Below are 20,807 nucleotides of genomic sequence, written 5' to 3'. Positions count from 1 at the left end.
CGTGCAGGCAGGCCATCACAAATTTATTATGGCCTGCATATTTAAACGGTATTTCTAATATATCAAGACGCTTCGCATAATGGACGCCATCCCTCTAAGAACACAACGGAGACATCATGGCGTTCCAGAGAATTCTTGCCGCTTGTGCGACTGCGGCGGCGCTGTCCGGCCCGGCGTGGGCCGATACCTGGCCTGCCAAGCCCATTACGTTGGTCGTGCCGTTTTCGGCCGGCGGTCCGACTGATTTCATCGCGCGTCTGGTGGCCGAGCCTCTGGCGCGCGAATTGGGACAGCAGGTCATCGTGCAGAACAAACCGGGCGCCAGCGGCAATGTCGGCTACCAAAGCGTGCTGAACGGTCCCGCGGATGGCTACACGCTGATGCACAACACGGTGGCCATGCAGGCCATCAATCCGCTGATGTACCCGAGCGCGAAGATGGCTCCGCTGCAGGACTATGTGCCGGTCGGCACGACGGGCGCCATGCCCAATCTGCTGGTGGTCAATCCCGAGCGCACGCCGGTCAAGACCCTGGCCGAGCTGGTCCAGCGCGGCCGCGACATGAAGAACGGGCTCAGCTATGCCACCTTCGGTCCGGGCAGTTCGCCGCATGTCTATGGCGCGTCGTTGCAGCAGCTTGCGGGCTTTCAGGCCGTGGGCGTGGCTTACAAGGGCAGCGCGAACGCAGTGACCGACGTTATCGGCGGACAGGTCGATTTCCTGTTCGACAGCATGTCGACCAGCCTCGGCCAGGTGCAAGGCGGCAGGCTGAGGGCCCTGGCGATTACCGCCGCCGAGCGTTCGCCCTTGCTGCCGGACGTGCCCACGCTGAAGGAAGCGGGCTATCCCAGCCTGGATCTCAAGTTCTGGTTCTCCCTGCAGACTCCCGCGGGCACTCCGCCGGACGTGGTGCGGAAGCTGCGCGAGGCCGTGGCCCGCGTGGTCGCGAGCGATGCCTACCGCAAGGCGATGCAGGAGCGCGGCGCAGAGGCTTTCCAGGTCGCCCCCGCCGAACTGGATGCGTTCTTCAAGCGTGAAACCGCGCAATGGACCCAGGCCGCGCAAACCATCGGCCTGAAGGGCGAGCAGTAATCATGTCGACTGAAGCACGCATGACGCCGTTGAAGAACATCACCGTCCTGGACCTGAGCAAGGTGCTGGCCGGGCCGCTATGCGGCCAGTATCTGGGCGAATTGGGCGCGCGGGTGATCAAGGTCGAACCCGTGGGCAAGGGCGACGATACGCGCGCCTGGCTGCCGCAGGATGCCGGCCAATCCGCGACTTTCCTGGCGGTGAACCACAACAAACGCAGCCTGGCCGTGGATCTCAAGACGCCGGCAGGGCGCGCCGTGGTGCACCGCCTCGCGCAACAGTCGGATGTGGTGTTGCAGGGTTTTGGCGGCAAGACCGCCGCGCGCCTGGGGGTGGATTACGAGACGCTCAGCGGTCTCAATCCCCGTCTGGTGTACTGCGAGATATCGGGCTATGGTCGCGAGGGCCCGATGGGCGAGGAGCCGGGCTACGACGTCATGCTGCAGGCCTTCAGCGGCATGATCAGCACCATGGGCGAGCCGGACGGAAATTTCGCGCGCGCCAGCTTCTCGCCTGTGGACCTGGGCACGGGCTCGTTCGCGCTGAGCGGGATCCTGGCCGCGCTGCTGGAGCGCAGCCAGACCGACAAGGGCCAGTATCTGGACGTTTCCCTATTGGACACCTCGCTCGGCCTGATGTCGTACATGGCGCAGAACTACTGGCGCACCGGCCAAATTCCGCGCCGCATGGGCACGGGCCATCCGGCCATGTGTCCTTATCAGGCATTTCGCGCGGCCGATGGCGACATCATGCTGGGCGTGGGGAACGATGCGCAATGGCAGCGTTTCTGCGCGGTCGCGGGACTGCAGGACCATGTCGATGCGCCCCAATTCGCGACCAACGCCGACCGGGTCCGCCATTTCGCCGAGACCGTCGCGCTGGTCCAGGCGCGCATGCAGACGCGCAGCGTGGCGCAATGGCTGGATGCGCTCAAGCCCGCGGGCATCGCTTGTTCCGCCATCCACACGCTGGACGAGGCGCTGGCGCATCCGCAGGTCGCTGCGCGCGAACTGATCGTCAAGAGTGAGCACAAGGTGCTGGGCGAGGTCCGCAACGTCGGCCTGCCGATACGGTTTGGCCGCCAGCCTCGCCAGGCTGCGCTGCCCGCGCCGGTGCTGGGTGAGCACACTCGCGAAGTCCTGGCCGAGCTGGGCTACGCGCAAGCTGAAATCGAAGCGCTGCTGGCGTCGGGCAGCGTGCAAACCCATTCCTGAATGCGAGAAGATAGATGACATTCCTGCGCTACGAAGTCCGCGATCGTATTGCGGAAATCCATATGTGCCATGCGCCCGTCAATGCTCTGGACGAAGACATGCTGGACGCGCTGATCGCCGCGCTGGAACGGGCCAATGCCGATCCCGCGGTGCGCGCCGTGCTGTTGGCCAGCGATTTGCCTGGGCGCTTCTGCGCCGGGCTGGACATGAAGAAGTTGCTGGACAGCACGCCGGCGCGGATCCACGCGCTGTTGTCCAAGCTGTATATCAAGCTCTACGACACGCAGTTCAACCTGACGAAGCCTTCAATCTCGGTGGTGTCGGGCGCAGTGCGCGGCGGCGGCATGACGGTGGCCATTTCCAGCGACCTGGTGGTGGCCGCGGACACCGCCACTTTCGGCTATCCGGAAATCGATGTCGGCGTCTTGCCGGCGATACATTACGTGCATTTGCCGGGCGTCGTGGGCAAGCACCGGGCGTTCGACCTGCTGTTCACCGGGCGCATCTTCGATGCGCAGGAGGCGCACGGGCTGGGGCTGGTGGCGCGCGTTGCGCCCACGGCGGAATTGCTGGAGCAGGCCCGCCTGCTGGCGCGCTCGCTGGCGGACAAGCCGCCGCAAGTCCTGGCCTTGGGGCGGCGCGCTTTCGTCTACAGCAATGACAACGAGTACCGGCGCAGGGTTGCAACGGCGGTAGAGGTGTTCTGCAACTCAGCCGCCACGTCCGAGGCGCGCGAGGGCCTGAGCGCCTTCGTGCAAAAGCGCGCGCCCGACTGGAGCGGGCTGCGGTGAGGCGGGGTGGAGCCGCCGCCAGACGTACCTCCGGGCCTATTCGCCCTTGAACTGCGGCGTCCGCTTCTCGCGGAATGCCCGTACGCCTTCCGCGAAGTCCGTGCGCGAGGCGCTGTCCAGAAAGCGCGCGGTTTCCTCGGCCAGTTGGGTTTCCAGCGTGGCGTGTTCGGCCGAGCGCAGCAGGCCCTTGGCCCCCGCGATGCCGTGCGGCGCGTGGCGGGCAATCTCTTGCGCGTAGGTTCGCGCGGCTTGCGCGAGTCCTCCGGTTGGGGCGGTGCGCGTGACGATGCCCCAGGCCAGCGCGTCGCTGGCGGGGAACGGGTCATGGCGCAATAGCAAGTCCAGCGCGCGACGGGCGCCCAGCACCCGCGTGAGACCGTGGGTCATGCCGGCGTCGGGAGTCGCTCCAAGCTTGAGGTAGGCCGTCATGAAGCGGGCGTCGGCGTCGGCGATGGCCAGGTCGCAGGCCAAGACCAGCGACAGGCCCGCACCCGCGGCAATGCCGTGGACCTGGGCAATCCAGATCTTGTCCATGCGGGCGATGCGCGCAATGAAGTCGTTCAATGGCGTGAACAGGTCCAGCAGCGTGGCGCGCACCAACGCGGGTTCGCCCGTGAACATGCTGATGTCGCCGCCCGCGCAGAAAGTCTTGCCCGTCGCGCGCAGCAGCACGGCGCGGATTTCATTGCGCGCTTCCAGCCATTGCGCGGCCCGTTGCAAGTCCTGCGCCATCGCCACGTCGATGGCGTTCAGCGCGTCGGGGCGGTTCAGCGTCACGGTCGCGATCGCGCCGTCGGTTTCCAGAAACAGCGTCTGGAAGGCGGGGTGTTCTTGGGTCATGGCGAGTCTCCGTTATCGGGTAAGTACCAACTGTCGATCCAAAAACCGCGATGCTATGGTCTGAACCGAGCGCTTGCTTGGTTTTCTTTTAAGCACGCTTAGCGTAACGCATAGAACGATTTTCCGGCGCTGTACTGGCGTAGGTAAAGACAGGTTCGTTGCATCTCCTGCCTCGCGGGTTCGCCAGACCAACGTCGATAAAAACTTCGCATGTAAAGGCGAGGAGACAAATGGTGGATCAGTCCGACAGCCCTCCCTTGCTGGAGGTGGATGGGGTCACGCTGGCGTTCGGCGGGGTCAAGGCGCTTACCGGTGTGGGCTTTCGCGTGGAGTCCGGGTCCATCACCACGGTCATCGGCCCCAATGGCGCGGGCAAGACCTCGCTGTTCAACACCATTTCCGGCTTCTACCGCCCCGCATCCGGGCAGATCCGCTTCCAGGGTCGCGACATCACGCGCGTGGCGGCGCCCGAACGCGCCCGGCTGGGCCTGGCGCGCAGCTTCCAGAACATTGCGCTGTTCCGCGGCATGACGGTGCTGGACAACATCAAGCTGGGCCGCCACGCCCACCTGCGGACCAATGTGTTGGATGCCTTGCTGTATTTCGGGCGGGCGCGCCGCGAAGAGATGGCGCTGCGCGCCGACATCGAAGAACGCATCATCGACTTTCTGGAGATCGACCACATCCGCCACGCGCCGGTGGCCGCGCTGTCCTACGGCCTGCAAAAGCGGGTGGAGCTGGCGCGGGCGCTGGCCATGAATCCCAGGGTGCTGATGCTGGACGAACCGGTGGCGGGCATGAACCGCGAAGAGACGGACGACATGGCGCGCTTCATTCTGGACGCGCGCTCAGAATGGGGCGTGACGGTGCTGATGGTCGAGCATGACATGGGCATGGTGATGGACCTGTCGGACCACGTGGTGGTGCTGAACTTCGGCCAAGTCATTGCCGATGGCACGCCGGCGCAGGTGCAGGCAGACCCGCAGGTCATCCAGGCTTATCTGGGCGCGGGCGACGTCGGCGATCTGCGGCGGCGCCTGCGGGAGGCGGCTTGATGGACATGCTGTTCTTCCTGGAAGTCACGCTGGCCGGGCTGGGCAGCGGTGGGCTTTATGCGCTGGCGGCGCTGGCCTTCGTCATCGTCTACAAGGCGACCCGGGTGGTGAACATCGCCATCGGCGAATTCCTGATGCTGGGCGCCTACGTGTTCTATGCCTTTGCCACCGGCATGGAATGGCCGATCTGGCTGGCCATCGTGGGAGCGGTGGTGGTGTCGGGCGCGCTGGGGGCGCTGGTCGAGCGGCTGACCATCCGTCCCATGCTGGGCGAAGCGCCGATCTCGGTATTCATGATCACGGTGGGGCTGGCGTCGATCCTGGTGGGCGTGGTCGAACTGATCTGGACGGCGGACCAGCGCCGCTTGCCGGAATTCATGCCGCGCTCGCCGGTGATGATAGGCGAGGCCTTCGTCGCGCCCAAGGTGTTCTACGGCTTCTGGGTGGCGGTAGTGCTGGCGCTGCTGGTGCTGGTGGTGTTCCGCTATTGGCGCGGCGGGGTGGCGCTGCGCGCAACGGCTTCGGACCAGGGCGCGGCTTACGCCATGGGCATCAACGTGCCGCGCGTGTTTTCGCTGGCCTGGGTGGCGGCGGGCGCGCTGGCCGCGGTGTCGGGCGTGATCGTGGGCGCGATCGGCGGCATCTCCTCGTCGATGGGCGTGTTCGGCCTGTCGGTGCTGGTGGTGGTCATCGTGGGCGGGCTGGACAGCGTGGCGGGCGCCCTGGTGGGCGGCGTGTTCATCGGCCTGCTGGAAGCCTGGGCCGGCGCCTACATGGGCGGCGAATACAAATTGCTGGCCACTTTCATCGTGCTGGTGGTGGTGCTGATGGTCAGGCCCTATGGCCTGTTCGGCACCCGTGAAATCGAGAGGCTCTGACCGATGCGCATCGCGACTGCCAAGCAGACTTATCTTGCGGACGAAGCGCTGTTCGACACCCGTACGCAGAAGGCGTGGCTGGTATTGCTGGCTGCGTCCCTGGTCATGTTTCCCTTCGTGGCGGATGCCTACTGGCTGTACCTGGCCTGCCTGGTGGCGATCAACGTCGCCAGCGCCACGGGACTGAATATCCTCACGGGCTATACCGGCCTGGTCAGCCTGGGGCAGGCCGCCTTCATGGGACTGGGGGCGTACACGGTCGCGGTGCTGGAGCAGCGGCTGGGCACGCCGGTGCTGCTCAATCTGGTCGCCGGAGGGCTGGTGGCGATGGCGGGCGGCCTGCTGGTCGGCATTCCGTCCTTGCGAGTGAAGGGCCTGTACCTGGCCATCGCCACGATCGCCGCGTCGTTCATCGCGCATTTCATCTTCGCCAACTGGCAGTTCACGGGTGGCACGACCGGCCTGCAGGTGCCGCCGGCGCGGGTGCTGGGCGTGGACCTGGATACCTCGTTCAAGATCTACTGGCTGATCGTGCCGGTGACGGCGCTGATGGTGCTGGGGGCGGCCAACCTGTTCCGCACGCGCATCGGGCGCGCCTTCATCGCCATACGCGACCGCGACATTTCGGCCGAGGTGCTGGGCATACGCCTGCTGCGCTACAAGCTGCTGTCGTTCGGCCTGTCTTCGTTCTATGCCGGCGTGGCGGGCGGCATGTGGGCCTATTTCTTCCGGGTGGTCACGCCCGAGAGCTTCCCGCTGATCATGTCGATCTTCTTCCTGGCGGCCATCATCGTGGGCGGCATGGGCACGATCCTGGGGTCCATCCTGGGCGCCATCTTCATGACCATGGTGCCGGAACTGCTCAAGCTGATCGTGGGCTGGCTGCCGGTGGGCGGCGACGCGCTGCGCCTGATTTCGCCGGTGCGCACCATTGTTTTCGGCCTGCTGATCGTGGGCTTTCTGATCTTCGAGCCGCACGGGCTCGCGGAAATCTGGCGGCGCGTGCGCCGCTACTTCCACCTCTGGCCTTTCCGTACCTAGCCATGGCGGCGGCCATCCATAAGACCCTCAGGAGACTAACCATGAAGCGCATCCGGATCGGCAGCGGTTTATCGAGGTTGTTGGCCCCGCTGGGCCTGGCGGCGGCCCTGTCGACGGCGCCCGCCGCGCAGGCGGCCGAGGACTTGGTGCTGGGCGGCTCCATCCCGCTGAGCGGGGTGTTCGCCTTCGCCGGGCAGGGCATCCACGCCGGCATCACCGACTACGTGAAGATCGTCAACGACCAGGGCGGGGTAAAGGGCCGCAAGCTGCGCTACGTGCCGGAAGACACCGCCTACAAGGTGGACGCGTCGGTGGCGGCCTTCAAGAAGATCACCAGCCAGAACAAGGTGAACTTCTACTACGGCGACTCAACAGGCTTCTCCAAGACCATCAACGCCGAGCTGAACCGCACGGGCGACATCCTGATGACCGGCGCGTCCTTTGCCACGGAACTCAACGATCCGGCCAAGTATCCGGCGCAGTTCATGCTGGGGCCTGACTACACGGAAATGTTCGGCATCCTGCTGCGCTACATCGCCAAGGAACAGCCGGGCGCCAAGGTGGCTTTCGTGTATTCGGACACCGAGTTCGGCCGCGATCCCATCGCCAGCTCGCGCGCGGTGGCGGAAAAACTGGGCCTGAAGGTCGCGACCGAGATCATGACGCCGCCGGGCAGCGTGGACGTGTCGACCGAGGTCATCAAGCTGCGTCGCGCCGATCCGGACTACACCATCTTCCACGGCTACGTGCTGGCGCCGATTCCCGAGTTCGTGGGGCAGGGCAAGCGCATGGGCCTGAAGACGCGCTACATGGGCACGTTCTGGACCATGGACAACTCCACCGTGATGCAGATGGGAGAGGATGCCGAAGGCTTCATGGGCGTGATGCCGTACCGCTACTACTACGACACGGCGGCCGACGCGCCGATGCTGAAGAAGATCCGCGAAATGCGCCCGCAGTACCAGAGCACCGGCTACATGCAGGGCTTCCTGGCCGCCATGCTGTTCACCGAGGTCGCCAAGCGCACGCTGGACGCCGGCAAGGAACTGACCAGCGCCAACATGAAGGCGGCGCTGGACGGCATCAAGGACTTCGACACGGGCGGCCTGATCGGCGTGCCGATCTCGATCAAGGGCAACTCCATCCCGGTGGGCCGGATCTATCGCGCCGATGTGAAGCAGAAGCAGATGGTGCCGGCATCCGACTGGATCGTGCTGAAGTGAGGCGGCTGTGAACCCTGGACATGACGCGCATGCCGCAGCGCCCGCAGCGGCGGTGCTCGATATCAACAATATCGAAGTCGTCTACAACAAGGCGGTGCAGGTGCTGCGCGGCTTGTCCCTGTCGGTGCCCGCCGGCAGCATCGTGGCTCTCCTGGGCAGCAATGGCGCCGGCAAGTCCACCACCCTGAAGGCCGTGTCCGGCCTGCTGGATCTGGAGGACGGTGCGCTGGTGCGCGGGCAGATCGTCTTCAACGGCGGCGACACCGCGGGCGCCAGGCCGCAGAACCTGGTGCGCGCGGGGTTGGCGCATGTGATGGAGGGACGCCGGGTGTTCGAGGACCTGACGGTCGAGGAAAACCTGGTGGCCGCGACCTATGCCTTGACGGGCAGGCCAGGGGCGAAGGTCGACTTCGACTTGGTCTACGGCTACTTTCCGCGCCTGTTCGAGCGGCGCCGCGGCCTGGCAGGCTACCTGTCGGGCGGCGAGCAGCAGATGCTGGCCATCGGCCGCGCGCTGATCGCGCAGCCCAGGCTGATGCTGCTGGACGAACCTTCGCTGGGCCTGTCGCCGATGCTGGTCGAGAACATCTTCTCCATCATCGCGCGCATCAACCACGAACAAGGGGTGTCGATGCTGCTGGTGGAGCAGAACGCCTCGGTGGCCTTGGCGGTGGCGCATTATGGCTACATCATGGAGACCGGCAAGGTGGTGATCGACGGCAGCGCCGAAAAGCTGGCGGCGGATCCCGACGTGCGGGAGTTCTATCTGGGCGTGGGCGGCACGGGCGAGGCCCGTGGCTTTCGCGACATCAAGCACTACAAGCGCCGCAAGCGCTGGCTGTCATGATGGACAAGCATATGGATACCTCCGGCGCATCGGCGCAGGCGTGGCCGGCCTTGACGCTGCCGCAGATGCTGCGCGAACAGGCCCGGCGCCAACCCGCGGCCATCGCCATCCGGCAAAAGGATTTCGGCATCTGGAAGCCCATGACCTGGGCGGAATACTGGAGCCGGGCCTGCCGCGTGGGACTGGGCCTGCGCGCCCTCGGGCTGAGCGCGGGCGGGCGGGTCGCCATCGTGTCCGAGAACCGCGTCGAATGGCTGCTGACGCAGATGGGCGCGGGCGCGGTCGGCGCTGTGGCGGTGGGCGTGTACTCCACTAGCCCGGCCGAGGAGATGGGCTACGTGCTGGAACACGCGGACGTGGAACTGGTGGTGTGCGAGGACCAGGAGCAGACCGACAAGGTGCTGCAGGTGGCGGACCGGCTGCCCCTTTTGCGCCGCATCGTCATGATGGAGACCAAGGGCCTGCGCTCCTATGCGCCGGCCGAGCGCGAGCGCATCGTGACCTACGCCGAGATCGAGGCCGAGGGCGCGCGGCGCGAGGAGGCGGAACTCGCCGCGTTGAACGCGGCGCTGGACGGCCAGCGGCTGGACGATACCGGCCTCATGATCTACACGTCCGGTTCCACCGGCAAGCCCAAGGGCGCGATGCTGAGCTACGGCAATATGCGCGGCGTGGCGCCGGGCATTGCCGACCGCCTGGCGATGGACGGCGGCAGCGTGCACCTGTCCTACCTGCCGCTATGTCACGTGGCCGAACAGATGCTGTCCACCTTCGTGCCCATCTATCTGGGCGCGCAGGTGAACTTTGGCGAATCGATACGCACGGTGCAAGAAGATTTGCGCGAAGTCGCGCCCACGATCTTCCTGGGCGTGCCGCGCATCTGGGAAAAACTGCACGCCGCCATTTCGATCAAGATGCAGGAGGCCGGGCGTTTGCAGCAATGGCTTTACGGACGCGCGTTGGCCGCCTGCACGCCGTTCCTGGAAAAGTCCCCCGCGCAGTACACGTTGCGCGAGCGCTGGACGCGCTGGCTCTGGTACTGGCTGGTGCTGCGCGCCCTGCAGAACTTCATCGGGCTGCGGCGGGTGCGCGTGGCCATGACGGGGGCGGCGCCGATCTCGCCGGACGTTGTGCGCTACTTCCGCACGCTGGGCGTGCCGCTGATCGAGGTCTACGGGCTGACGGAGTCCGCCGGCATGATCTTCGGCCAGCATCCGGACCGCGTAAAGGTGGGCACCGTGGGCGAACCCATCCTGGGCGTGGAATGGCGCATGGGCGAGGCCGGCGAGCTGCTGGTGCGCGGCGATATGGTGTTCCAGGGCTATTACAAGAATCCGGAAGCCACCGCCAGCACCGTGCGCGACGGCTGGCTGTATACGGGCGATGTGGTGGCCGAAGACGCGGGGCGCGTGCGCATCGTGGACCGCCTGAAGGACATCATGATCACGGCGGGCGGCAAGAACCTGACGCCCTCCGAGATCGAGAACGCGGTCAAGGGCAGCCCTTACGTCAAGGAATGCATCGTGATCGCGGACGGCAGGAAGTACGTGTCCGCGCTGATCCAGCTGGAGTTCGACACGGTGGGCAAATGGGCCGAGTCGCGCCGCATCGCCTTCACGCATTTCCGCTCGCTGGCCGAATGCGCGCAGGTGCGCGAACTGGTGCAGCAGGAAGTCGCGCGCGCCAACGCCGGCCTGGCGCCGGTGGCGCAGATCAAGCGCTTCCATCTGCTGACCAAGGAGCTGGATCACGACGATGGCGAAGTGACCGCGACCATGAAGGTCAGGCGCGCCAGCATCTACCGCAGCTATGCGGATGAGATCGAAGCGCTCTACGTTGAGGAGACGACGGCATGAACGAATCCGTGATCGTGGAGGCCGTGCGCACCCCTTTCGGGCGGCGCGGCGGATGGTGGGCGGATACCAGGCCGGATACGCTGCTGGCCGAGACGGTGTCCGGCCTGCTGGCGCGGGCCGGACTGCCGGGGGCCCAGGTCGAGGACCTGATCGCGGGCTGCGTCAGCCAGGCGGGCGAGCAGGGCGCCAACATCGGCAGGCTGGCCGCCATGCTTGCTGGCCTGCCTGAGAGCGTGCCGGGCGTGGCCCTGAACCGCATGTGCGGATCCAGCCAGCAGGCGGTGCATTTCGGCGCGCAAGCCATCGCCGCGGGCGACATGCGCTACGTGGTCGCGGGCGGCGTGGAGAGCATGAGCCGGGTGCCGATGTTCCTGGACGTGACGCTGGGCCAGGGCGAGTTCCGCGGCTTCGAAGGCTTGGACCCGGCCCTGCTGGAGCGCTATCCATTGATCCACCAGATCGAGAGCGCGGAGCGGATCGCAGAACGTTGGCAGCTGTCCCAGGCAGAGATGGACGAATGGGCAAGGGAAAGCCACGCGCGCGCCTGGAGCGCCGCGCAGGCCGGCCGCCACGCCGAGCTGCTGCCGGGGCCGCGGGTCGATGCCGGGCGTGACGAAGGCATACGCGAGAAAACCGACCCCGCCCGCATGGCCGCCATGGCGCCTGCCTTGCGGCCGCCGGGCCAGGGTGGCGTCACGGCCGCCAACGCCAGCCAGTTGGCGGACGGGGCGTCCGCGGTGCTGCTGGCCGACCGAGATGCGGCGCTGGCCGATGGCTTGCGACCTCGCGCGCGCTTCCTGGCGCGGGTGGTGGTGGGATCGGATCCGGTGCTGCAATTGACGGGCGTGATCCCGGCGGCGCGGCAGGCGCTGGCGCGCGCCGGCCTGAGCCTGGAAGACATCGACTGGATCGAGATCAACGAAGCCTTCGCCAGTGTGGTGCTGGCCTGGCAGCGTGAACTGGGCGCCAATCTGTCGCGCGTCAATCCCTGGGGCGGGGCGATCGCGCATGGGCATCCGCTGGGGGCGACGGGAGCCGGCCTGATGGCCAAGATGCTGACGGGCTTGGAAGCCACCGAAGGCGAGTTGGGCATGCAGCTGATGTGCATCGGCCACGGCATGGCCACGGCGACCATCATCCAGAGGCTGTGACCGGACATGGAGAAACTGCGGGAGGCCGCGCAAGGGCGGGACGAGGGTTCGGAGTCCGAACGCCGGCGCGAGGTGATCCTGACGGCCGGGCAGCTGTTCTGCAAGCACGGCTACGAACGCACCACCGTGCGCGAGCTGGCGCGGGCGGTGGGTCTGCAGTCCGGCAGCCTGTTCCATCATTTCCGCAGCAAGGAGGAGATCCTGGTGGCGGTGATGAACAACGGCATCCAGGAAGTGATAGACGACGGCGAACGGGCGCTGGCGCGCTACCGGGCGCCGGCTGACCGGCTGGCGGCGCTGTTCCGCGTGCATATGTGGAGCATGCTGCACGGCGCGGGCGGCGACGCGATGAACGCGCTGGTCTATGAATGGCGCAGCCTGTCCGCACCCAGCCGCGCGGCCGTGAAATCGCTGAGCGACCACTATGAGGAGATGTGGCAGGACGCGGTGGCGGCAGCGGTCGCGGCGGGGCTGCTGCAAGGCGATGCGCGCGTCATCAAGCGCTGCGTGCTGGGCGCCATGAACCTGACGGTGCAGTGGTACAAGCCGGACGGCCGCTTGCCGCCCGCCGAATTCATCGATGCGATGTTGCAGGCCTCGCTGCCGTCGTTGCCGGCGGGCGCCGGCAAGTGGCCCGAATAGGCGCGCGGCAGGGGCGGGCGTTCAGCCCCGGCGCTTGAGGAACGCGCCTACGGCGCAGACGACGGCCAGCGCCAGCAGCGTGCCCGCCACGGGCAGCAGGAAATCCACCTGCCCGTGATAGCCGCCGCCGGTTACGCCGCCGGCCACGCCGCCCGCCCACAACAGGAAGGTCATGAGCGAAGCCGCCACCGACAGCGCCGCGGCGATACACAGCGCGATGAACGCCGGCCGACGCGGCCGCGCCGCCGGATAGGGGGAATAGGGCGAGCCGCTGCGGGGCTGTTTGATCCAGTAGACCAGCCCCGCCACGACCAGCAGCAGCATCAGGATCTTGAAGATCATGATGCCAGCGCCCGTTTAGTCTTCACGGCGCAGGTGCGGGAAGAGGATGACGTCGCGGATGCTGGGGCTGTCGGTCAGCAGCATGACCAGGCGGTCGATGCCGATGCCGCAGCCGCCCGTCGGAGGCATGCCGTATTCCAGGGCGCGGATGTAGTCCGCGTCGTAGAACATGGCTTCCTCGTCGCCCGCGTCCTTGGCTTCGACCTGCGAGCGGAAACGCTCGGCCTGGTCTTCGGGATCGTTCAGCTCCGAGAAGCCGTTGGCGATTTCGCGGCCCGTCATGAAGAGCTCGAAGCGCTCGGTGATGCCCTCGCGGGTATCGGAGGCGCGCGCCAGCGGCGAGACTTCCACCGGGTAGTCGATGATGTAGGTGGGGTTCCAGAGCTTGGCTTCGGCGGTCTCTTCGAACAGCGCCAGCTGCAGCGCGCCCAGGCCGGCGCGCGACAGCACCGGGCCGTCGGCGTCGGCGCCCAGCTTCTTGAGTTCCGCGCGCACGAAGGCCGGATCGTCCAGCTGCGCCTGGGTGTAGCCCGGCGCGTACTTGAGGATGGCTTCGCAGATGGTCAGGCGGTCGAACGGCTTGGACAGGTCCAGTTCGCGTTCCTGGTAGGTCAGCACGGCGCTGCCGGTGGCCGAGATGGCAGCCTGGCGGATCAGCTCTTCGGTGAAGTCCATGAGCCAGCGGTATTCCGCGAAGGCCGCATAGAACTCCATCATGGTGAATTCAGGGTTGTGGCGCGGGCTCACGCCCTCGTTGCGGAAGTTGCGGTTGACTTCGAACACGCGTTCGAAGCCGCCCACGATCAGGCGCTTGAGGTAGAGCTCGGGCGCGATGCGCAGGTACATTTCCATGTCCAGCGCATTGTGGTGCGTGACGAAGGGCTTGGCCGCCGCGCCGCCCGGGATCGGGTGCAGCATCGGGGTTTCCACTTCAAGAAAGCCCGCGTGCAGCATGAACTGGCGGATGCTGCCCACGGCCTTGCTGCGCGCCTCGAACGTGCGGCGCGTGGCGTCCGTCATGATGAGGTCGACGTAGCGCTGGCGGTAGCGCAGTTCCTGGTCGGCCACGCCGTGGAACTTGTCCGGCAGCGGGCGCAGCGACTTGGAGAGCAGGCGCGCGCTGGCGGCGTGCACCGACAGTTCGCCCTTGTTGGTCTTGAAGACCGACCCTTCGATCGCGATGATGTCGCCGATGTCCCATTGCTTGAACGCGGCGTAGCTGTCTTCGCCCAGGGTGCCGCGGTCCAGGTAGATCTGGATGCGGCCGGTGCTGTCCTGCAGCGTGGCGAAGCTGGCCTTGCCCATGACGCGCTTGAGCATCATGCGGCCCGCGACCTTGACGGTGACGGGGTTGGCGGCCAGGGCTTCCTGCTCCTGGCCGTCGTACTTGTCGTGCAAGGCGGCGGCGCGGGCGTCGGGAACGAAATCGTTGGGGTACGCGACCCCGGCTTCACGCAGTTTGGCCAGCTTGGCGCGCCGTTCGGCGATCAAGCGGTTTTCATCCTGGGCGGGCGCCGGAGTGGTCGAGTGGTCGGTCATGGTCGGGGAATCAGTCGTAATTGCGGATGTCGTCGATCTCGGTCGTGCCGAAATCTTCGCGATCCAGGTAGGCGAGGATGCGGGAGGCCACGTTGGCGGGCGAGGACAGCTTGCCGGTCGCGTGGAATTCCTGGAACTTGGCCAGCGCCGGGAAGCTTTCCGGATCGCTGGAACGGATGGCGACCTGCATGTCGGTGTCGACGATGCCGGGGGCCAGCGCGACGATGCGCGCGCCGTCGGCGCCTTGCTCGGCCTTGACCACGCGCGAGTACATGTCGAGCGCGGCCTTGGTGGCGCAGTAGACGCCCCAGCCGGCGTTCGGGTTGCGGCCCGCGCCGGAGGAGATGTTGAGCACGCGGCGGTCGGCCTTGAGGTCTTCGACCGCGGCCAGGAAGCGTGCGGTGAGCAGCATGACGGCGCTGACGTTCAGGTTGAAGGCGGCGGTGATGGCCGCGCCGTCGACCAGCGCGTCGGTGCCGGCGATGGGGTGCACCGTGCCGGCGTTGTTGATCAGCAGATAGCGGCTGGCATCGCGCGGCAGCGACGCGCAGATGCGCTGCGCCGCCGCTTCAACGGCGTTCAGGTCCGAGAGGTCCACGGACAGCTGTTCCAGCTGCGCATCCTGCGAACGCGCATAGGCGGCCAGCTCGGGATCTTCCCGGCGCGCCAGGGTGATCAGGCGGGTGCCCGGTTTGGCCAGGCCGCGCGCCATGGCGGCGCCGATGCCGCGCGATGCGCCGGTGAGAATTGCAATGGTGTCGGACATTCGTGAACCTCTGGATGCGTTGAGGGGGAGTATCGCGAAACTTAGATGCCTTGCTTCAGGCTGGCCTGGATGAAGGGATCCAGGTCGCCGTCCAGCACTTTCTGCGTGTTGGAAATTTCAACGTTGGTGCGCAGGTCCTTGATGCGGCTCTGGTCCAGCACATAGGAACGGATCTGATGGCCCCAGCCCACGTCGGTCTTGGAGTCTTCCAGCTTCTGCTGCTCGGCCATGCGGTTGCGCATCTCGAGTTCGTAGAGCTTGGACTTCAGCATCTGCATGGCTTCGGCGCGGTTGCGGTGCTGCGAACGGTCGTTCTGGCACTGCACCACGATGCCGGTGGGCATGTGGGTCAGACGCACTGCCGAGTCGGTCTTGTTGATGTGCTGGCCGCCCGCGCCGGACGCGCGGTAGGTGTCCACGCGCAGGTCGGCGGGGTTCACTTCGACTTCGAAGGATTCGTCGACTTCCGGATAGACGAAGACGCTGGCGAACGAGGTGTGGCGGCCGCCCGAGGAGTCGAACGGGCTCTTGCGCACCAGGCGGTGCACGCCGGTTTCGGTGCGCAGGTAGCCGAAGGCGTACTCGCCTTCGATCTTGATGGTGGCGGACTTCAGGCCCGCCACGTCGCCTTCGGATTCTTCCAGCACTTCGGCCTTGAAGCCCTTGCGCTCGGCGTACTTCAGGTACTGGCGCAGCAGCATGGAGGCCCAGTCCTGCGCTTCCGTGCCGCCGGCGCCGGCCTGGATGTCCAGGAAGCAATTCAGCGGATCGGCCGGATTGGAGAACATGCGGCGGAATTCCAGCGCTTCCAGCTTTTCCTGGAAGGCGTCGGCGTCCTGCTCGATGGATTCGAGGGTGGCGTCGTCGTCGTCGGAGGCGGCCATTTCGAACAGTTCGTTCGAGTCGGACAGGCCCGTACCCAGCGCCGTGAGCGTTTCCACCACGTCTTCGAGGGCTTTCTTTTCACGGCCCAGGTCCTGGGCGTGCTTGGGGTCGTTCCAGACCGCCGGATCTTCGAGCTCGGCGTTTACGACTTGCAGGCGTTCAGCTTTGGCATCGTAGTCAAAGATACCTCCGTAGAGCCTGTTCGCGCTCCGCGTAATCGGCGAGGCGGGCTGCGAGCTGGTTCTGACGTTCGGCTTCCATGATGATCCTGTCCTGATGACTTTTGTGCGAAACCAAACATTTTACCGTGCTTGGGCCAAGTGCGCGGCCGCGTTGGCGGGAAGGGGGACGGATCGCGAGCAGGCGGTTTCCCGGCGTGGACCCCAAGTTGTTCAGTTTTTTGTCAAGTCAGCGGTTCTAGGCTGCGTATAAGCGGTCCAGCCGTTCCTGATCGGGATGACCGGGCCGTAAAGGCGCCGGCGCAGCCGGCCTATCCCGATAGAGGAATGGAGACATAGATGGAAAATGCGATGGCCCCCGGGGTTTCGCCGGCGATCCCGGCGTCTGAGGAAGACCGGATCTACCGCAAGGTAGGCTGGCGGCTGGTGCCGCTGCTGGTGGTTTGCTACGTCGTGGCCTACCTGGACCGCGTGAACGTGGGTTTTGCCAAGCTGCAGATGCTGCAGGAGCTTCAGTTCAGCGAGACCGTGTACGGGCTGGGCGCGGGCATCTTCTTCATCGGCTACTTCATTTTCGAAATTCCCAGCAACATCATCCTGCACAAGGTGGGGGCGCGGATCTGGATCGCACGCATCATGATCACCTGGGGGATCATCTCCGCCTGCATGATGTTCGTGACCAGCGTGCACATGTTCTACATCCTGCGCTTCCTGCTGGGCGCGGCCGAGGCCGGATTCTTTCCGGGCATCATCCTGTACCTGACCTACTGGTACCCCGCGGCGCGGCGCGGCCGCATCACGACCTTCTTCATGACCGCGGTGCCCATGTCCGGGCTGATCGGCGGGCCGATCTCCGGCTGGATCATGAGCACGTTCCATGGCGACCATGGCCTGTCGGGCTGGCAATGGCTGTTCCTGCTGGAGGGCATACCGTCGGTGCTGATCGGCGTGCTGGTGCTGATTTATCTGGATGACCGCATCAATAAGGCCAAATGGCTGACCGCCACGGAAAAGGCGGTGCTGATCCGCAATATCGCGGCCGAGGAACAGCAGAAGGAAGACCCGCCGATCCGCGCCGCGCTGGCCAAGCCGCGCGTCTGGGCGATGTCGCTGATCTACTTCTCGTTCGTGATGGGGCTTTACGGCGTGGGCTTCTGGATGCCGACCCTGATCAAGGGCACAGGGGTGCAGAGCCCGCTGGCCATCGGTCTGCTGACGGCGGTTCCCAACCTGTTCGCCGTGATCGGCATGATCCTGATTTCGCGCAACTCGGACCGCCACCGCGAACGCCGCTGGCACGTCGCGCTGCCCGCGCTGTTTGGCGCGCTGGGCCTGCTGTTGTCGGCGGTCTGGAGCGGCAATACCGTGCTGGCGATCGCTGCGCTGACGGTGGCGAACATCGGCATCTGCACGGTGCTGCCGCTGTTCTGGAGCCTGCCCACCGCCTTGCTCGGCGGCACGGCGGCCGCGGCCGGCATCGCGCTCATCAATTCGGTGGGTAATCTGGCGGGTTTCGTCAGCCCGTACCTGGTGGGTTGGCTGAAGGACATGACCGGCACCACCAATACCGGCCTCTACATGCTGTCGGGCTGCCTGGTGGTGGGGGCGCTGGTGGCCCTGGCGCAGCCGGCGAAGCTGGTGAACAAGTAGGAGGGAGCGCGCGGCCTGAGACGAGAGTTCAGGCGCCCGCCGCGCGCAACCCTACGCCGGTCGCGGCGGGCCCGCCTACATGGCGGGCCTTGTTAGCCCGCGTGCTCGATCACCAACTGCACCGACACCATCCCGTTCCACACGTTCTGCTCCAGCCGGTATGCCGCCTGGATGTGTTCGGGCAGCGACTGGTCGTGGCCGAACCAGATCGCGTCGAAGCGCTGGTGGCCGCGCTCCAGCGATAGTTTGAGGTGCTTTTCCCCAACCAGGCGCTGGTTGCGCACCACGAACTCGTCCAGGAACAGCGGCGCGGCGAAGCCAGCGCCCCAGACCTGCTGCTGCAGCATGCCGGCCACGTCGGCGTTGGCGTAGCCGGTGTCCAGCGAGCCGTCGGTCTCGATCACCGGCTCGAAGGTGTCGCGGCCCGTCAGCTCGCGCACGGCGGCGTCGAACGCGGGGGCGAAGGCCGCGAAGTCGTTGCGGCCCAGCGTCAGGCCGGCCGCCATGGCGTGGCCGCCGAACTTGCGGATCAGGTTGGGATGGCGCTTGGACACCAGGTCCAGCGCGTCGCGCAGGTGCACGTCGGGAATGGAGCGGCCGGAGCCGCGGATTTCATCGTCGCCGGCGGGCGCGAAGGCCAGCGTGGGGCGCCAGAATTTTTCCTTCAGGCGCGAGGCCACCAGGCCTACCACGCCTTGGTGCCAGCCCGGGTCGAACACGCAGACCGTAGCGCCGGCGGCGGCGTTCGGCTCTTCCATGGCGGCCAGCGCCTGTTCGCGCATTTCGGCTTCGATGGTGCGGCGCTCGCGGTTGATGTTGTCGAGCTCGCGGGCCATTTCCAGCGCCTGCGCCTCGTCGTCGGTGGTCAGGCAGGCGATGCCCAGGCTCATGTCGGCCAGGCGGCCGGCCGCATTGATGCGCGGGCCGAGCGCAAAGCCCAGGTCGAAGCCGTTGGCTGCGCGCGGCTCGCGTCCGGCCACGGCGAACAGCGCGCGCAGCCCGGGCTGCAGGCGGCCTGCGCGCATGCGTTGCAGCCCTTGGGTGACCAGCAGGCGGTTGTTCGCGTCCAGCTTGACCACGTCGGCCACGGTGCCCAGGGCCACCAGGTCGGACAGCGCGTCCAGGCGCGGGCCGCCATCGGCCGCGTAGACGCCGCGGCGGCGCAGCTCGGCGCGCAGCGCCAGCATCATGTAGAAAATGACGCCCACGCCCGCCAGGTTCTTGGACGGAAAGCCGCAGCCCGGCTGGTTCGGGTTGACGATGGCCAGGGCCGCCGGCAGCGTGTCGCCCGGCAAGTGGTGGTCGGTGATCACCACGCCGATGCCGGCCTCATTGGCCGCGGCCACGCCGTCCACGCTGGCGATGCCGTTGTCCACGGTGATGATGATGTCGGGCTTGCCGGCGCGGTGCCGGACCGCCAGCTCGACCACGGCCGGCGACAGGCCGTACCCGGTTTCGAAGCGGTTGGGCACCAGGAAGTCCACGTCGGCGCCCATGGCGGACAGCGCGCGCAGTCCGACCGCGCAGGCGGTGGCGCCGTCGCAATCGTAGTCGGCCACGATCAGCAGCTTCTTGCCTGTCTGGATGGCGTCGGCCAGCACGCCGGCGGCGTGGTCCGAATGCGTCAGGCCGTTGGGCGGCAGCAGCGACTTCCAGGCGAGCTGGGTCTGATCGGGATGGGTGACGCCGCGGGCGGCCCACAGACGGGCCAGCAGCGGGTGGATGCCCGAGGCTTCCAGGATGCGGCAGGCTTGCAGGTCGGGCGTGCGGACGGTTAAGCGGGGTGAGACCACCAGGCGCTCCAGTTTTTCTTGGGCGCGGGCAGCAAGCCGAGCAGGCCCCCGCGCGGTTTCAGGGTGAGGGCGACCTTGCGGTCGTCGCCCAGCAGCAGCAGTTCGGCGGGCGCGGCCGGCAGGCCTTGCTTGCCGGCCAGCGGGCGCAGATGCTGTGCGTCCAGCGCGGCCAGGGCGTCCAGCCAGGCGGCCCAGTCGCCGGCCCGCTGGGGGGCGTCCAGGTTGCTGTAAACCTGCGCCGGGGCCGGCTGGGACTGCGTCCAGGGTTTGCCGCCGCCATACAGCCACAGCGCATTGACCGGAGGCAGGCCGCGCGCCGCGCGGGCGTCGTTGACCGGGTGTTCGTGCCAGGCCATCTGTATTTCATTGAGCAGCCGGCGCCACGGGCGCGCTTCCGCGTCCTGGCGCCACCAGTCGTTCAGGCGCTGTCCGGCCACGGCCAGCGGGCTGGCGGTCTGCGGCCGCAGGCCCTCCGGCAGGCGCAGGCGCCAGCGTTCGGGCGAGAGCGCTTGGACCTCGAAGCCCGTGTCTTCGAACAGGGGGCGGGCGGTCTCCAGCAGAGCAGCCGTTTCCTCGGCGCGCAGTTCCATCAGGCCGGGGTCCAGCAAGGCGGCCTGGTCCGTGCCCAGCGCCAGGTGGACCAGTTCGGCCAGCCAGACGGGGCCATCGCCGCCGGTTTGGGCGCCGGCCAGCAGCGGACCCAGTCCGGCGCCGGGCGGCAGGCCCGCTTCGGGGACGTAGCCGGCGCGGGCCAACTGCCAGGCTTCGTAGGGCGTACAGCCTTGGGCGCGCACGTCATGGGCCTGGGGCCGGGCGGCGCCGGCCTGGAGCCAGCCGTGCAGCGTGGGCGCGCGTTCGGGCAAGAGCTTGGCCAGTTCGGCGGCGACGGGAAGGGCGGGCAGGGCGCCCGGAATGACGATCAGCATGGGCGCGATTGTAGTCCGCGCGGGCCGCGGGAACTAAGCGGCGTCCGCCACTGCCATAGCTTGAAACGCCTGGTCTCGGAACCGCACATCCGCGGGGC

Annotated in this window: 19 protein-coding genes; 12 read left to right on the top strand and 7 right to left on the bottom strand. The window is 66.9% G+C overall.

Annotation, left to right across the window (positions count from 1 at the left end; all coding sequences use genetic code 11):
* The first annotated feature begins 116 nt into the window (after positions 1-116).
* The 3 genes from IB259_RS08420 to IB259_RS08410 are packed head-to-tail and all read left to right on the top strand — an operon-like array spanning position 117 to position 3,096.
* On the top strand, positions 117-1,091 hold the full coding sequence (locus IB259_RS08420; RefSeq protein WP_054456123.1) for a tripartite tricarboxylate transporter substrate binding protein: 975 nt from the start codon (positions 117-119) through the stop codon (positions 1,089-1,091).
* Between the two features lie 2 nt (positions 1,092-1,093).
* Complete coding sequence (locus IB259_RS08415; RefSeq protein WP_225596787.1) at positions 1,094-2,305, top strand: CaiB/BaiF CoA-transferase family protein; 1,212 nt, start codon at positions 1,094-1,096, stop codon at positions 2,303-2,305.
* Between the two features lie 14 nt (positions 2,306-2,319).
* A complete protein-coding gene (locus IB259_RS08410) occupies positions 2,320-3,096 on the top strand; it encodes an enoyl-CoA hydratase/isomerase family protein (RefSeq protein ID WP_054456124.1) in 777 nt (258 codons plus the stop codon).
* Positions 3,097-3,132: 36 nt separating this feature from the next.
* Here the strand turns inward: IB259_RS08410 and IB259_RS08405 are convergent, their stop codons facing one another.
* A complete protein-coding gene (locus tag IB259_RS08405; RefSeq protein WP_192328533.1) occupies positions 3,133-3,936 on the bottom strand; it encodes an enoyl-CoA hydratase/isomerase family protein in 804 nt (267 codons plus the stop codon).
* A 230-nt stretch (positions 3,937-4,166) separates the two neighbouring features.
* On the opposite strand from IB259_RS08405, the gene IB259_RS08400 reads away from it, so the two are divergent.
* Genes IB259_RS08400 through IB259_RS08365 form a run of 8 tightly spaced genes read left to right on the top strand, consistent with a single transcriptional unit; the run spans position 4,167 to position 12,629 of the window.
* Positions 4,167-4,991 (top strand): ABC transporter ATP-binding protein, encoded by an 825-nt coding sequence (locus tag IB259_RS08400; protein ID WP_175162167.1) that lies wholly within the window; start codon positions 4,167-4,169, stop codon positions 4,989-4,991.
* On the top strand, positions 4,991-5,869 hold the full coding sequence (locus IB259_RS08395; protein WP_054456130.1) for a branched-chain amino acid ABC transporter permease: 879 nt from the start codon (positions 4,991-4,993) through the stop codon (positions 5,867-5,869). The genes IB259_RS08400 and IB259_RS08395 overlap by 1 nt, the downstream gene beginning before the upstream one ends.
* A 3-nt stretch (positions 5,870-5,872) precedes the next feature.
* Positions 5,873-6,910 carry a branched-chain amino acid ABC transporter permease gene (locus tag IB259_RS08390; RefSeq protein ID WP_175181409.1) on the top strand — a complete coding sequence of 346 codons (1,038 nt, stop codon included), beginning with the start codon at positions 5,873-5,875 and terminating at the stop codon, positions 6,908-6,910.
* Positions 6,911-6,951: 41 nt separating this feature from the next.
* Positions 6,952-8,133 (top strand): ABC transporter substrate-binding protein, encoded by a 1,182-nt coding sequence (locus tag IB259_RS08385; protein WP_192328532.1) that lies wholly within the window; start codon positions 6,952-6,954, stop codon positions 8,131-8,133.
* Positions 8,134-8,185: 52 nt separating this feature from the next.
* Positions 8,186-8,980, top strand: a complete 795-nt coding sequence (locus tag IB259_RS08380) for an ABC transporter ATP-binding protein (protein WP_054456135.1) — start codon at positions 8,186-8,188, stop codon at positions 8,978-8,980.
* On the top strand, positions 8,977-10,836 hold the full coding sequence (locus tag IB259_RS08375) for a long-chain fatty acid--CoA ligase (protein WP_192328531.1): 1,860 nt from the start codon (positions 8,977-8,979) through the stop codon (positions 10,834-10,836). Before IB259_RS08380 ends, IB259_RS08375 begins: the two co-directional genes overlap by 4 nt.
* On the top strand, positions 10,833-11,987 hold the full coding sequence (locus tag IB259_RS08370; RefSeq protein ID WP_192328528.1) for a thiolase family protein: 1,155 nt from the start codon (positions 10,833-10,835) through the stop codon (positions 11,985-11,987). Before IB259_RS08375 ends, IB259_RS08370 begins: the two co-directional genes overlap by 4 nt.
* A 6-nt stretch (positions 11,988-11,993) precedes the next feature.
* The gene (locus IB259_RS08365; RefSeq protein WP_054456141.1) at positions 11,994-12,629 is read left to right on the top strand and encodes a TetR/AcrR family transcriptional regulator; all 636 of its coding nucleotides are present in this window, start codon (positions 11,994-11,996) and stop codon (positions 12,627-12,629) included.
* 21 nt (positions 12,630-12,650) lie between these two features.
* On the opposite strand, the gene IB259_RS08360 is transcribed toward IB259_RS08365, so the two are convergent.
* The 4 genes from IB259_RS08360 to prfB form a co-directional block, all read right to left on the bottom strand.
* A complete protein-coding gene (locus IB259_RS08360) occupies positions 12,651-12,971 on the bottom strand; it encodes a preprotein translocase subunit TatB (protein ID WP_054456143.1) in 321 nt (106 codons plus the stop codon).
* Between the two features lie 15 nt (positions 12,972-12,986).
* Positions 12,987-14,510, bottom strand: a complete 1,524-nt coding sequence (gene lysS, locus IB259_RS08355) for a lysine--tRNA ligase (RefSeq protein WP_192328525.1) — start codon at positions 14,508-14,510, stop codon at positions 12,987-12,989.
* A 10-nt stretch (positions 14,511-14,520) separates the two neighbouring features.
* Positions 14,521-15,276, bottom strand: a complete 756-nt coding sequence (locus IB259_RS08350; protein ID WP_119451232.1) for an SDR family oxidoreductase — start codon at positions 15,274-15,276, stop codon at positions 14,521-14,523.
* A 41-nt stretch (positions 15,277-15,317) separates the two neighbouring features.
* Positions 15,318-16,422, bottom strand: a protein-coding gene (prfB, locus tag IB259_RS08345) for a peptide chain release factor 2 (protein ID WP_119451233.1) whose coding sequence is annotated in 2 segments (ribosomal slippage) — positions 15,318-16,340 and positions 16,342-16,422 — 1,104 coding nt in all. Because the reading frame shifts where the segments join, the coding sequence is not laid out codon by codon here.
* Between the two features lie 257 nt (positions 16,423-16,679).
* On the opposite strand from prfB, the gene IB259_RS08340 reads away from it, so the two are divergent.
* On the top strand, positions 16,680-17,990 hold the full coding sequence (locus tag IB259_RS08340) for an MFS transporter (protein WP_125470689.1): 1,311 nt from the start codon (positions 16,680-16,682) through the stop codon (positions 17,988-17,990).
* A 92-nt stretch (positions 17,991-18,082) separates the two neighbouring features.
* On the opposite strand, the gene recJ is transcribed toward IB259_RS08340, so the two are convergent.
* Positions 18,083-19,783: a single-stranded-DNA-specific exonuclease RecJ gene (gene recJ / locus IB259_RS08335; RefSeq protein ID WP_119451235.1), complete on the bottom strand. Its 1,701-nt coding sequence runs from the start codon at positions 19,781-19,783 to the stop codon at positions 18,083-18,085.
* A complete protein-coding gene (locus IB259_RS08330) occupies positions 19,765-20,709 on the bottom strand; it encodes a hypothetical protein (RefSeq protein WP_119451236.1) in 945 nt (314 codons plus the stop codon). The genes recJ and IB259_RS08330 overlap by 19 nt, the downstream gene beginning before the upstream one ends.
* Between the last annotated feature and the right edge of the window lie 98 nt (positions 20,710-20,807).

The sequence above is a fragment of the Achromobacter sp. ACM04 genome, from assembly GCF_014851465.1.
GTDB classification, from domain to species: Bacteria; Pseudomonadota; Gammaproteobacteria; order Burkholderiales; family Burkholderiaceae_B; genus Achromobacter; species Achromobacter aegrifaciens.
This window is presented reverse-complemented; position numbering and strand designations above follow the sequence as displayed.